The organism is Noviherbaspirillum sedimenti (assembly GCF_003590835.1).
Lineage (GTDB): Bacteria > Pseudomonadota > Gammaproteobacteria > Burkholderiales > Burkholderiaceae_D > Paucimonas > Paucimonas sedimenti.
On sequence record NZ_QYUQ01000002.1, the window covers coordinates 4,193,091 to 4,206,573 of the forward strand.

Genomic DNA, 13,483 nt, shown 5'->3' on the forward strand with positions numbered 1-13,483 from the left:
ACGATCAACTCATACAAGCCAATGCAATTCACTGAATTACAGAAGGAGAATGATCATGCGTAAGTTGCTCATACCAATGCTGCTGGCTTTTTCGCTATCCGCTTTCGCCGCCGAAGAGCGGGTGACGGCACAAACCATTGAGCTCAAGGATGGCGGCAGACTCATCGTAGAGAAGAAAGGAACGATGGTGCACATTGACGCTGCCGGCAATCGCGTCAAGATGCGGGACGGCGTGACGATGGAAGGCAAGGATGGGGCCAAGTACGTGATGAAGAATAATGCTGTCTGGAAAACCATCACCGAAAAAGGCACTCTGAATCCGAAGTTCTAGTAGACAATCCGGGCTGGTTCAAACGGCCCCGAAATAAGCACCATGTGAAGATGAAGGAATGTACTGAAATGATGCGCAAATAATCGTGCTTTATTTGTGCACCAAAGACACCAGCATTGGATTGGAGGTGGGTACGGAACAGGCTGTACCCATCTGTTGCTTGTGGCGCGTTACGAAATTTTTATTGATTTTTACCCCCAAGCTTTGAAAGGAAAGTCCGATGAAACGTACCGTAACGCTCTCCCTGGTTCTTGCTTTGTCCAGTTCCAGCCTTGTCTTTGCCCAGTCTGGCGACATGAAGGGCATGGATATGAAAGGTATGGATATGCAAAAGTGCCAGGATATGATGAAAGGCAGTGACATGAAAGGCATGGACATGCAGAAGTGTCATGACATGATGAATGGAATGGGAAACAAACAGCAAAGCAAGAGCGACAAGGCGATGACCCATACGGCGACCGCTGTCGTGAAAGATATCGATGCCGCCAATGGCAAGGTCACGCTTGCCCACGGTCCGGTCAAAAGCCTGAACTGGCCAGCCATGACGATGGGGTTTGCCGTCAAAGACAAAGCACTGCTGGACAAACTCGCCGTCGGCAAGAAGGTCAAAGTTGAATTTGCGAAGGAAGGCACCGACTATATCGTGACGTCTGTGAAGTAAAGAATAAGGAAGTCGGGCGCGATATGTTGCATCGCAGCACACGATGTCGCGCCCACCACTTCATACCCGTTAATGCGGTTCCGATCTTGGCCCCGGAATGCTGATGGAGTAACGATCATGTGCAGCATGAAAGTCCTGACCAAGATTGCGCTGTGGCTGGCTTGGCATGGTTCGGTTTGAAAAGGGGATCATTCGTTGAGTGGAGTAGCATCATGGACAAACATGACACAAATGTGCACCGCAGAAAGTTTCTGACTGTAGCGGCTACTGGGGTGGGTGGTATAGGGCTTGCCGCGACCGCGATACCGTTCATCAAAAGCATGTCGCCCAGCGAGGCAGCCAAGGCAGCCGGCGCGCCGGTCGAGGTAGATATGAGCCGCGTGGAGCCTGGCATGCTGGTGACGGTCGAATGGCGCGGCAAGCCGGTATGGGTCCTGCATCGTACCGAGCAAATGCTGGATGTGCTTGGCAAACACGACGACCAACTGGTCGATCCGCAATCGATCGAGCCACAACAACCAGCCTATGCAAAGAATGCCACCCGTTCGATCAAACCGCAGTATCTGGTCGCGGTCGGTATCTGTACCCATTTGGGCTGCATACCGCTTTACCGTCCCGAGGTCGCACCAGCCGACTTGGGGCAGGATTGGCCGGGCGGCTTCTACTGCCCGTGTCACGGTTCGAAGTTCGATTTGGCGGGGCGCGTCGCCAGGAATGTCCCGGCGCCACACAATCTGGAAATTCCGCCGCATGAATATGTGAGCGATACGCGCTTGTTGATTGGGAAGGACAGTCAATCAAGCTGAGCCCGTAATAGACGTAAAGACGGGTTGAGATTCTGGCATTCCCTTTCGGTGCTCCGATGATCCAGGAGGACATCGTGAATTTGAAATATGTGATCGCCATCATCCGGGCTGCGGCGATAGCGCAAGCCGCGCCTGTAGAACGCATGTTGACGCCGGTTGAATATACAATCCTTCTATGTGCAATCGCTTCCGCAACACGTCATTGCACTTCCAGCTGCCTTCGAAATTGCGTCAATTTCACAAGTAAAATCCACATCTGGCAGACTGTACACCGGTGCAAATCCTCCGCCGGGAGTGCGGAAGTTCGTGGTCTGTCCCTGATACATGCGCGCTGCCGTCCACTGCACATTACCTCCGTATGTGTAGCAGCGAATGTCGAACTTGAGCGACTCCGGACTCTCCCGGGGGCCAATGACCCTTTCCCCGGGCGACATGAGGGCCTGTGCCACGTATTCGCCTGCCAGAATATCCTGCCAGACGCGCCTGGTAAGCTTGTCGCCTCGATAGGCGGCCCGGCTGCCATAGCCTGCAGCGGGCTTGAAAAAGAGATGGCGGCGCTCGTTCCATAAGCGGTCGGCATGCACCGCGTCGACGACTTCCGTAGGCAGGATGCTGGCCAGCAGGACATCCTGAACATCCTGCGGCACGCCAAGCGCTTGCAACTGTCCGGCGTCGCAGAGCAGCGCCAGATTGCGCTTGTCGGCATAGAGAGCATGCGCTTGCGGGTGCGGTGTCAACACCACGGCCTGCTCAAGATAGGCTGCACGTAACGCGGCGCTTTCCGGTGACTCAAGCATGAAATCCGTCAGCCGATTGTAAGCCAGGTCGATGGCCATGTCGCCATACCACAAAACACCTTCATGCAGCTTCAGTTCCGAAGGGTCTGCGATGACCGCGTGCAGGCCATGGCGCTCGAACAGCTTCTGAAACAACAGGAACTCGGGATACAGGTATTGCTGTTGCGGCGCCGTGTCAACAATAGCGATGGTTTGCAGCGGACGGTCACGGCTTGAGAGTCGCCATTCGGCCAGGAACATGTCAACAATGTTTTTCTCAAGTGCAGCCGCAGAGGCTGCTGCCGAAGCCAGCTGTTTCTTGTCCATGCAACAGACTTGGTGCGCCCGTGCCATGACGGCGTTCAGCATGGCACCACCGGCATTGGTATTGATTTCGATGAGGCCGATGCCGCCTTCACGCAGGTGGAAGTCATAGCCGAAAAAGACGCCTTTGGCGCCACCGGGGTCATGCCTGGCAATAGCGGGCGCATGGGCAAGTATGTGCTCGCGATACGCTGGCAGCGCAACTGCCGATTCAACGGCGCGCACCACCTCCGCCAGGCGTTTTGTCTGACTGTCAGAAATGAACACTGGCTGCGCGGCAAAGAGGTAGGGACACCGCTTCTCGACCTGTGCCACCAAGTCGGAAGACCCCAGCTCCGATTCCAGTGCCTGCCGCAGGGCGTCGTTATCCAGGCTGATGCAGAAACATTTGCTATTAAGTCTCTCGCTCATCTGCACCACACGTTTTCCCGTGCCAGATGCGGGCGTGGCAAGTGTTGATTCAGACATATTTGCATTCCTGGTTTGGCGAACGCTTAATCACTTCGCCGTTCCGCGCAGTCGCAGTGCGTTCGTAATGACCGAAACGGAGCTGAGGCTCATTGCCAGCGCGGCGATGATTGGCGATAGCAGCTGCCCCGTGAACGGATAAAGCAGGCCGGCCGCCAGCGGAATGCCGAGCGAGTTGTAAACGAAGGCAAAGGCCAGGTTCTGGCGCATGTTGCGTACGGTGGCGAGCGAAATTTCCCGTGCACGGGAAATTCCGCGCAAGTCTCCCTTAACCAGCGTCACATGGGCACTGTTCATTGCCACGTCTGTGCCGGTGCCCATGGCGATGCCGACATTGGCCTTTGCCAGTGCCGGGGCATCGTTGATGCCATCGCCTGCCATGGCGACAATCTTGCCTTCCGATTGAAAGCGTTCTACGAGCTTGAGTTTGTCCTGTGGCTTGACCTCGCCATAGACTTCGGCAATGCCGAGCTTTGCCGCCACCGATTTTGCGGTGGTGACGCCATCGCCGGTCGCCATGATGACCGCGACACCCGTATGCTTTAGCAACTCCAGGGCTTCCTGCGTAGTTGCCTTAATTGGGTCGGAAACTGCCACCAAACCCACCAGCTGACCGTCGGCCGCCAGGTACATGACGGAAGCGCCTTCGCCCCGCAAGTCTTCGGCCTCGCTGGATAGAGAGTGCCAGTCGACTTTTTCATCTTCCATCAGTTTGGTATTGCCCAGCGCAAGGCGATGTCCTGCGACCACGCCACGCACGCCGATGCCGCTGGACGACTCGAAGGACTCCGGCTTGTGCAGTTCGAGACCGCGCTTGCGCGCTTCGGCGACAATAGCATGTGCCAACGGATGCTCGCTGCCCTGGTCGATGCTGGCTGCGGCCAGCAGAACGTCTTCCTCGCTGAATCCGGAAGCGGGAATGATGCGGTCGAAAGCTGGCTTGCCTTCGGTCAGAGTACCGGTCTTATCGACAATCAAGGTATCGACCTTCTTGAACCCTTCAATGGCGGCTGCATCCCGGAACAACACCCCTTGGGTAGCCGCACGTCCTGTTGCCGCCATGATGGACATCGGTGTTGCCAATCCCAATGCGCAGGGACAGGCGATGATGAGAACCGCCACGGCATTGACGAAGCCAAATACCCAGCTGGGTTCCGGACCGAAGAGCCCCCAAACAACAAAGGTGAGAAGTGCAATAATGCCGACGACGACCACAAAATAACCGGCGACCACGTCCGCAAGACGTTGCATGGGCGCGCGCGTGCGCTGCGCCTGTGCCACCATTTGCACGATTTGCGACAGCATTGTTTGCGAGCCGACCACTTCCGCGCGCATCACCAGACTGCCGCTGGTGTTCATCGTGGCGCCAATGACTTTGTCGCCCGATCGCTTGGTAATAGGCATCGGTTCGCCTGTCAGCATCGATTCATCCACGGCGCTTTCGCCCTCCAGGACAATGCCGTCCACCGGTACTTTCTCGCCTGGGCGGATGCGCAGCATATCGCTGATATGGACATGCGTCAGCGGAATATCCTCTTCTGTCCCATCCGGGCTGATGCGGCGGGCTGTTTTTGGCGCCAGTCCAAGCAGGGATTTGATCGCTGCGGATGTCTGGGAGCGCGCCTTCAATTCCAGGATTTGCCCGAGCAATGTCAACGAGACAATGACTGCAGCTGCTTCGAAATAGACGCCGACACGGCCATCTTCCATGAAGGTTGCTGGAAACAGTTCCGGTGCAATCGTCGCGACAACGCTGTAGGCATATGCTGCCAGCACGCCCAGCCCAATCAGGGTCCACATGTTCGGGCTGCGATTGACGATGGATTGCGCCCCTCTGGAAAGGAAAGGCCATCCTGCCCAAAGCACCACCGGGGTGCTCAATGCCAATTCAATCCAGTTCTGATAGGGGATTCCTCCATGGAAGAATCGGTGCGCACCCATCGCCAGCGTCGTCACAATGACCGTCAACGGCATGGTCCACCAGAAGCGCCGGCGGAAGTCTTTGAGCTCAGGGTTTTCCTCTTCCTCCAGTTCCGGTATCAGAGGCTCCAGCGTCATGCCACACTTTGGGCAATTGCCGGGCATCAGCTGGCGGATTTCCGGATGCATGGGGCAGGTGTAAATCATCCCCGGCGCCGCTTCCTGAGCTGGCTGCTGCTCAGCAGCTGGGTTCACATACTGTTGCGGATTGGCTCGGAACTTATCCATGCAGCGGGTGCTGCAAAAATGGTAGTCCTTGCCCGCATAGTCGATTTTCTTTTCCGGGTTTGCCGCAACCTTCATGCCGCAGACCGGGTCAGTAAATGGCTTTTCCGGGCTCTCGACCATCTTTGCATCATGGCCATGCTCATGGTGGTGAGCATGGTCATGATGGTGGCGGATGTCATTTTTCATTTTCCAATCCTTGATATTTCATACGCTCGGCCAGAATGCTTCCTGGAAAGCAGCCAGGAATCGGGGCTGGAGTAACTGCGCACTGAGCTTGTGCTTATCCTGTCGGTGGTTAGAACGATGGGATAAGCGAGTTGCAGTATTGGTTCGTGTTTGTGGCATCACATCACCCCCATTCTTTGGACGCTCGATGTCCTGAACCGCTTTGCGGGCTATTGCCGGATTTCCAACTTTGTTACTGTGAACTGACCTTCTACCTTGTCAGCGACAAAATTAATCTTGTCGCCGGCCTTGACCTGGTCCAGCATGGCCGGGTCCTTTGCGCGGAAAACCATCGTCATCGGCGGCATGCCGAGATTTTTCAATTCTCCATGCTTGATGGTCAGTTTGCCGGTGTCCTTGTTGACTTTCTTGACTTCGCCCTCGGTCAACGCGGTTTCAGTTGATTGCGCTGGAACTGATGCCGCTGAAGTTGCTGCTGCGCTGGCGGCATGGTGCGCGTTGTTCGCCTGGGCCAGCGGCGCCACGAAAATCGCCAGTGCGGCGGCCAGGGAAAATGTATTTAGAATGTTCATGTCCGTTTCCTTCTCAATGGATTATTTGCCGTCGTAATGCTTGTAAACTGATTTTTGATCTTTGGCCTGCACCAGGAAAACATCATAGGGGTCCTTGCGCGGTCCCTCCATGCCGGGCGAGCCCATTGGCATCGAAGGCACTGCCAGACCGACGGCCTTCGGTTTTTCGGCCAACAGGCGCTTGATGTCGGCAGCAGGCACATGGCCCTCGATAGCGTAGCCTTGCACCTTCGCGCTATGGCAGGAACCAAGTTCCTGCGGTATGCCGAACTTCTCGCGATAGTCGGACGGACTTTCGACGTTCTTGACCTTCACGTCGAAGCCGTTGGCTTTCATGTGGTCGACCCAGCCGGTGCAGCAGCCGCAGTAGGCGCTTTTGTACACCTCGACGACTGGTCCTGCAGCGCTTGCCAGCAAGGGAATAGCGAGCGAACCTGCCAGGATTACTCGTGAAAAAATGCGATGTTTCATCTCTTATCCTTTCGTGACTGTGATTTTCCCGACCATTCCAGCTTCAAAATGGCCCGGTATCAGACAGGCGTAATAGAATTCGCCCGCCTTCGAGAATTGCCAGACCATCTCGCCTTTCTTGCCTGGGCCAACATGGGTCATATAGGCTTCGTCATGCTCCATGCCAGGATGTTGTCGCATCATCTCCTGATGCGATTTCAATTCCGCCATGGTGCCAATGACCATTTCGTGCAGTAGCTTGCCCTGGTTCCTGACAACGAAGCGGATCGTCTCGCCTTGGCGGACCTTGATGTCACCAGGGATGAATCGCATGCGGTCATTCATGTCGATAGTAATCGTGCGCGTGACATTTTTTGGGTCACCCTGTTTGCCAAAAGAGAATTCCTCGGCAGATATCGGTGCATCCGCTTTGTGTTTTACGTCTGGTGCATCGCTGTGGGCAAATGCCGCGGGCGTTGTTATCACAAGCGAGAGTGAAAGCAGCATCGTACGCAGCGTCATTTGAAGGGTTGAAGTTGTTTTCATTTGTGTTCCCGGGATAGGTTGTTAGTGGTGACTGTCGTGTCCAGACGGATTGCGCACATTCAATTCCACATTTGCCGGCTTTTTTGTCGGTTCCATCAGTTTTCCTCCTGGCGACCTGTTGCGCGCTGGCGCCGGTGTCGCGCCTTTCCACTCATAGGCGACCGTGCCGGCCGGGTGTTTGTACCAGCCTGGGTCCGCGTAGTCGCCCCGCTTCTGATCCTTGCGCACCTTCAGGACGGTGAACATGCCACCCATCTCGACACTGCCAAACGGACCTTGTCCACCCATCATCGGCAGGGTATTGTCGGGAATCGGCATTTCCATCTGGACCATGTCGCCCATGCCGCGCTCGCCCATGACCATATAATCCGGTACCAGCTTGTTGATTTTTTCGACTACGCCGCGATGGTCCACGCCAATCATGGTCGGCACGCCGTGGCCCATCGCATTCATGGTGTGATGCGACTTGTGGCAGTGGAAGGCCCAGTCGCCCAGGTCGGTGGCGTCAAACTCCACCGCGCGCATCTGCCCGACCGCCACATCGGTGGTGACTTCGGGCCAGCGCGAGGCGGGATTGGTCCAGCCACCATCCGTGCCGGTGACCTGGAATTCGTGTCCATGCAAGTGGATCGGGTGGTTGGTCATCGTCAGGTTGCCGATGCGGATGCGCACGCGGTCGTTCTGACGCACCACCATCGGGTCGATGCCCGGGAAGACGCGGCTGTTGAAGCCGAACAGATTAAATTCGAGCATGGTCGCAATCTTCGGCGTATAACTCCCCGGCTCGATGTCGAAATTATTCAGCAGGAAGACGAAATCGCGGTCCACTTTCATGAAACCCGGGTCTTTCGGATGCGTGACCCAGAATCCCATCATGCCCATCGCCATCTGGACCATCTCGTCGCCATGCGGGTGGTACATGAAGGTGCCCGGGCGTTTCGCCACGAATTCATACACGAAGGTTTTGCCGGACGGGATGAAGGGCTGGGTCAGCCCGGTCACGCCATCCATGCCATTGGGCAGGCGCTGGCCATGCCAGTGCACGCTGGTGTGTTCCGGCAGCTTGTTGGTGACGAAGATGCGCACCCGGTCGCCTTCGACCACCTCGATGGTCGGCCCCGGCGACTGGCCGTTGTAGCCCCACAGGTTGGCTTTCATGCCGGGCGCGATTTCGCGCACCACGGGTTCCGCCACCAGGTGAAATTCCTTGACGCCGTTGTTCATGCGCCAGGGAAGCGACCAGCCATTCAGCGTCACCACCGGATTGTACGGCCGGCCGTTGGGCGGTGCGAGCGGCGGCTGCGTGGCGGCCTTGTCCATCATTGGCGCTTCCGGCAGCGAGGCGGCGCCGACCCGGCTGACGAGGCCGGCGCCGACCATTGCCGCTGCGCCCGTAAAAAAATCTCTGCGTGAAACCATAACTATTCCCTTTTAGTGTTCTTGCGCGGCTTCGCCGGAAGCCGGCGTGCGCATTTGGGTGGAGCTGCTGCCACCACTGCCGCTGCCATTGATGGCCGCCTGCAAATCGGTTTCGGCCAGCCAGTAGTCGCGCTGCGTCTCGATGGCGGCATTGACGCTGCCGATCTGTGTCCGGGCATCCGCCAGCAACTCGAAGACGCTGGCCAGCATGCCGTTGTAACGCAGGAGCATTTCGTCGGAAATTTTCTTGCGCAAGGGCACTACCTCGTCGCGGTAGTGCCGGGCAAGATCGTAAGCCGTCCGGTAGGCGGACCAGGATTCCCGCACTTCCGAACGGGCGCGAATGGCAATGTCCGCCGTGCGATGGACGGATTGCATGTAGATGGCTTCCGCCTTCGCGACTTTCGCGCCGCTCCAGTCGAAAATCGGCAGTTCCAGTGCGATTTCATAACCGTTGCCGCGCGGCGCGCCGGTTTCGCTCTTGCTGGCATAACCGACATCCAGCACATTGATGAACCGGCTCGCTTTCGACAAGCCCAGCGCCTGCGCCGTTGATTCGGCGCCGCGCCTGGCCATCTGGATATCGAGCCGCTGCTGCATCGCTTGCGACTCGGCGTCGTTGATTGTGTCAGGCGCCTTGGGCAGGTCGGGCAGGCGGTCGGGCAGCTGAAATGCGGTCTTGTCACCCCACACGCCCATCAGCCGTGAGAGCTGTTCGCGCGCCGCCGTGGCGTTATGCCTGGCGCGCGCAATCTGTGCCGTCGCATCGGCGTAAAACGCCTGTTCGCGCGCCTGGTCCAGCTTGCTGAAGTTGCCGACCTGCGCCATGCGCCTTGCCAACTCGGCGCTGGCTTCGGCGGCCGTGCCGACTTGCCCCATGTATTGCACGGTTTGCTGCGCCGCGACCGCATTGAAGTACGCCTTGCGGGTATCTGCCGCCAGGCGGACCGCCTGCGACGCCGCCTGCAGCTTGGCCTGTTCGAAGCGGCGCTGTTCGATGCCGCTGCGGATGGGGATGGTCAGCAAGCCAAGCAGGTCGAACATAATGCTGCGGTCGATTTCGACATCGTTACCGGTGCGCATCCTGCCGAAGGAAAAGCCCGGATTGCGCATCCACCCGGCGGCGACCAGGTCGGCTTCCACGATGCCCAGTTCCGCGAAAGAAGCCTGCAAGCCTTTGTTGTTCAATAATGCAATCTGCACTGCAGTGTCCGGCGTCAGCGGCTTGCCGAGCAGCTGGTGGACGTTCTTCTCTGCAAGCTCGGTGTCGTGGCCCGGCTTGGCAAGCTGTATGGATTGGCCGGTACGTTCTGTGGTGAGCGCCGAGACCGTATTCATCCCGCCATCCTCGGAAAAGGTCGCGCAGCCCGCCAATGCGAGCGCGGCGATTCCGAGGACAACGGGCCTGAAGCCTGGCATGTATTCTTGAAAACCCATCACGCTATTCCTTTGCTCTAGTGATGTTTGCCATGGTCCGCCGGCGCATCACTCTTGATATGGCCGGCATGGCCGCCAAGCTTCGCGACTTCGTCGTTGGCGGCACGCCATGCTTTGTCTGGTGTTGCCTGTTCGTCGGCCGCAGCCTGGTAATTCTTGAACGCCGAGACATAGGTGGATGCGGGAACAGGCGCGTTCGCAGCCAGAGGATCTGGCTTCTGCGGGGTCTGCTGCGCAATCGCGGCAAACGGCAGCGACGCCAGCACGCCAACGGCCAAGCATTGTTCTAGTGTCATATTTTTTCTCGAAATCGATGAAACGGACGTGCGAAGGCACGCTACTAATGCGAGAAGAGCAGGGGGCGAGCAAGCGACGACCGTCGCGCCTGGCTTCCGCGTCGATTAAGCGAGGATGTGTTTGGGAGGGCGTTCGAGGCCGCTCGGGGTATCCCCGATGGCGAGCGAGGCGGGAGAGACGGTCACCATCTCTGAATCGTTAAAGGCCGGCGTTGAAGTGAATAACGCTGATGGTGGCGCGGCAGCGCCGATGCAAGTGGCCGTGCAGGCATTGCAGTTGGCGTGATGATGCGTTTCGGAGGATGCATTGCCTGCATCGCCGGAATCCGCGGCCGCGCTCGTCATCCTGGCAGCGTCATGATGGTGGCCATGCGGCGTATCGCTGTCATCGTGATGGTGATGCGCATCGCCCATCAAGGCAACTTGCATTGCCTGCTGGTGGATCGGCCCACAAGACATGCTCATGGCACCGGCTGCCGCATGAAGCGGTAGCACGGCTACTAATAGCCAAAGCAAAAATGTCTTGTAGAAATGACTCATTGAATAATCAGTATAGCATTCGATTCAGCACCACTAAAATTGGCATCTAGGTGACAATATAAAGCTTCCCATAGGGGGAAGGTCAAGTAGCGCTTGTTTCGTGATTCCTCCGTCAAGCTTTTAGCAGCGGATATAAAACCAGACCAACGCCCGCTGCGGCTGCGATGATGAGGGGTTCCTGCAGTTTTTTGAATTTCCAAAGCAAGGCGACCGTGACCAGTGCAATCAGCGCCGTCGGAATGTCGATAATGGAGCGCTTGGCAATCACGATGACGGACCCGGTAATTGCCCCAATCGCTGCAGCCGTAATGCCATCGACGAAGGCAACGACCCCAGGCAACTTGCCGTATTTCTTGAAGTATGGCGCCGGGATAATCGTAAACAGGTAGCAAGGCAGAAATGTGGCGAGCGCCGCGACTGTGGCGCCCGGTAGTCCGGCAATCAGGTAGCCGATGAAGCCGACGGTAATGACGACCGGACCCGGCGTAATCATGGCGACGGCAACTGCATCGACAAACTGCTTCTCGGTGAGCCATTGATGCTCGGTGACCGTGCCGCCATAGAGAAACGGCACGATGGCAAGCCCCGAGCCAAACACGAACGCACCAGCCTTGGCAAAGAACAGGCCAATCTGGGTCAGGAGCGACACATCCATCGTGCCGAAAAGGCTGCCGACCACCGGCAGTTGCGTCAGGGCGACACCATTCATGCTACCTTTACCGAGCCACTTTGGCGGCGCCCGCAACAGCCACACCAGAACGCCGGCGGCAATGAACAGCCAGGCGATTTCGGACTCTGTAATCACCGTGACAACCGCCAGCAGAAGGTAAATTGCCCACAGCAGCTTGTCCTTGCCGACGCTCTTTTCAGTCAGCTTTTTTGCGCTCATCGCGATAATGCCAATGACCGCAGCGCCGACACCATAGAACACCGCCTGCATCCAGGAGATGCCGCCGAAGCGGACATAAGCCCATCCCAGCGCCACGACCATAAAAAACGACGGCATGACGAACGCCAGGCCGGCTAGCGTCGCGCCCAGTATCCGGTAATGTACATAGCCGAGATAAATTCCAAGCTGCGCGGCAAGAGGGCCGGGGGCGAGCTGGGACAGTGCCAGACCTTCCTTGTAATCGGCGTCAGTAATCCACTTGCGGCGCTCAACAAGGTCCCGATGCATGTAACCGACTAATGCGACGGGGCCCCCGAATCCAAAGGTGCCGAGCCGCAGCATGTACAGCACCATTTGCCACAGGGTGTACCTGGGCGTTTCTGCCTCTGCAGGGTTACTCATGGCGTACGCTCTTTGTTGAAGTGGGTATAAAGGGAGTCCAGTACCGTGCCAATCTCGGCAAGCAGTGCATCGTCGTCATGGAGCCGGGCACGAGCGCCCGCCAGAATGGCTTCGAATCCGCTTGCCTCCGGCGGTACGGCGCCGCCAACGTCCAGCGCATGCACCAGGGCGGCAAGCTTTTCCAGGCCGGGAGTGACTTCAAGCTTGAAGCTGGCAATCAATACCTCGAAGGTGACCTTGTCAGCGATATGCGTAAATGCCGCTTCGTCAAAGTCAAAGCCCAAGGCATGCTTCGGGCATTGCGCTGGACTGTCCAGCCATAGAAACCTGGCATCCCGGTCAATAAAGCGCTGAATCAGCCATGCGCTGGCGACCCGGTCTACCCAAAGATTGCGACGCGTCGCCCATGTGCGGCCTTGATAGTCCCGAATATTCAACTGGGGTATCGCCCGTTCTTCTGCATGCGGTTCATTCGGGGACAAGAGTGCGTTTGCCGCATCCGTAAAGTCTGCCCACGCGGCGGCGGCGCTTAGCGATGCTTCGTTTGGGAAAAAGTCGATACGCTCGATGCTTTCCCGCTCCTTGCCTAAACGCTTGAGAGTTTTTGCGATTTCTGCCGGATTCTGAGAAGCCAATGCTTTCCTGGCTTGCGTAATGGCATCGACCAGTTCCGCATGCTCGTTTGACCGGTCAAATAGGGTTTGAAAAGCGGTTTCGTCTTCGGCCGAACGAGGAACCACCCCGACCAGCCATGCCTCGCCACCTTCGGTATTTGTTTGTTGGGCTAGTTCTGCCAGCGAAGCGGCATGGTTATTTCGGTCTGGCAAGAGATAGGCGCCATCGCGCAGGGAAACGCAACCCAGCGCCTTAATGGCGCGCCAAAGCCGCATCCTTGGCGTTGCGCCGGTCGTTGGAAGGCTGACAATGAGGAGGTGCCATGATGGCATTTGAATTTTCATGTAGATTATTCTACATATTGTAATTAACTTTACAAGTTGAATTTTTAATTGCAAAAGAAGGTTGGCGGTTCGTAACACTCAAACGCAAAGGCGCAGATTCTACCCAGGCGCCAAAATTGAAGAGAGGCGTAGACTATCTGCCTCATCAGTAAGGAAAGTGACCCATGCCCATCCTCATTTTCCGGATATTCATCACCAGCATAAGCACTGAGG

Annotated in this window: 14 protein-coding genes; 3 read left to right on the forward strand and 11 right to left on the reverse strand. The window is 57.2% G+C overall.

The window, feature by feature from the left end; all coding sequences use genetic code 11:
• Nucleotides 1–55: 55 nt before the first annotated feature.
• The 3 genes from D3878_RS19425 (at nt 56) to petA (ending at nt 1,798) form a co-directional block, all read left to right on the forward strand.
• The gene (locus tag D3878_RS19425; protein ID WP_158592332.1) at nt 56–331 is read left to right on the forward strand and encodes a CopK family periplasmic copper-binding protein; all 276 of its coding nucleotides are present in this window, start codon (nt 56–58) and stop codon (nt 329–331) included.
• A gap of 220 nt (nt 332–551) precedes the next feature.
• Nucleotides 552–992: a copper-binding protein gene (locus D3878_RS19430; RefSeq protein ID WP_119786989.1), complete on the forward strand. Its 441-nt coding sequence runs from the start codon at nt 552–554 to the stop codon at nt 990–992.
• A gap of 212 nt (nt 993–1,204) precedes the next feature.
• Nucleotides 1,205–1,798 (forward strand): ubiquinol-cytochrome c reductase iron-sulfur subunit, encoded by a 594-nt coding sequence (gene petA / locus D3878_RS19435; RefSeq protein WP_119786990.1) that lies wholly within the window; start codon nt 1,205–1,207, stop codon nt 1,796–1,798.
• Nucleotides 1,799–1,971: 173 nt separating this feature from the next.
• Here petA and D3878_RS19440 read toward each other — a convergent pair whose 3' ends face one another.
• The 11 genes from D3878_RS19440 to D3878_RS19490 all read right to left on the reverse strand — a co-directional run bounded on the left by D3878_RS19440 (nt 1,972) and on the right by D3878_RS19490 (nt 13,270).
• A complete protein-coding gene (locus D3878_RS19440) occupies nt 1,972–3,366 on the reverse strand; it encodes an ATP-grasp domain-containing protein (RefSeq protein WP_119786991.1) in 1,395 nt (464 codons plus the stop codon).
• A gap of 30 nt (nt 3,367–3,396) precedes the next feature.
• Complete coding sequence (locus D3878_RS19445; protein WP_119786992.1) at nt 3,397–5,760, reverse strand: heavy metal translocating P-type ATPase; 2,364 nt, start codon at nt 5,758–5,760, stop codon at nt 3,397–3,399.
• Nucleotides 5,761–5,969: 209 nt separating this feature from the next.
• On the reverse strand, nt 5,970–6,332 hold the full coding sequence (locus D3878_RS19450) for a copper-binding protein (protein ID WP_119786993.1): 363 nt from the start codon (nt 6,330–6,332) through the stop codon (nt 5,970–5,972).
• Nucleotides 6,333–6,353: 21 nt separating this feature from the next.
• Entirely contained in the window at nt 6,354–6,803 is a 450-nt protein-coding gene (locus tag D3878_RS19455; protein ID WP_119786994.1) for a DUF411 domain-containing protein, read from the reverse strand.
• Nucleotides 6,804–6,806: 3 nt separating this feature from the next.
• Nucleotides 6,807–7,328 carry a cupredoxin domain-containing protein gene (locus D3878_RS19460; RefSeq protein WP_233556395.1) on the reverse strand — a complete coding sequence of 174 codons (522 nt, stop codon included), beginning with the start codon at nt 7,326–7,328 and terminating at the stop codon, nt 6,807–6,809.
• A gap of 21 nt (nt 7,329–7,349) precedes the next feature.
• Complete coding sequence (locus D3878_RS19465) at nt 7,350–8,747, reverse strand: multicopper oxidase family protein (protein ID WP_119786996.1); 1,398 nt, start codon at nt 8,745–8,747, stop codon at nt 7,350–7,352.
• 12 nt (nt 8,748–8,759) lie between these two features.
• Complete coding sequence (locus tag D3878_RS19470) at nt 8,760–10,184, reverse strand: TolC family protein (protein WP_233556396.1); 1,425 nt, start codon at nt 10,182–10,184, stop codon at nt 8,760–8,762.
• 17 nt (nt 10,185–10,201) lie between these two features.
• Nucleotides 10,202–10,480 (reverse strand): hypothetical protein, encoded by a 279-nt coding sequence (locus D3878_RS19475; protein ID WP_147384039.1) that lies wholly within the window; start codon nt 10,478–10,480, stop codon nt 10,202–10,204.
• A gap of 105 nt (nt 10,481–10,585) precedes the next feature.
• Nucleotides 10,586–11,020 carry a hypothetical protein gene (locus D3878_RS23570; RefSeq protein WP_147384041.1) on the reverse strand — a complete coding sequence of 145 codons (435 nt, stop codon included), beginning with the start codon at nt 11,018–11,020 and terminating at the stop codon, nt 10,586–10,588.
• Nucleotides 11,021–11,132: 112 nt separating this feature from the next.
• Nucleotides 11,133–12,311 carry a chromate transporter gene (locus tag D3878_RS19485; RefSeq protein ID WP_119786999.1) on the reverse strand — a complete coding sequence of 393 codons (1,179 nt, stop codon included), beginning with the start codon at nt 12,309–12,311 and terminating at the stop codon, nt 11,133–11,135.
• On the reverse strand, nt 12,308–13,270 hold the full coding sequence (locus tag D3878_RS19490; RefSeq protein WP_119787000.1) for a chromate resistance protein ChrB domain-containing protein: 963 nt from the start codon (nt 13,268–13,270) through the stop codon (nt 12,308–12,310). The genes D3878_RS19485 and D3878_RS19490 overlap by 4 nt, the downstream gene beginning before the upstream one ends.
• Nucleotides 13,271–13,483 lie beyond the last annotated feature (213 nt).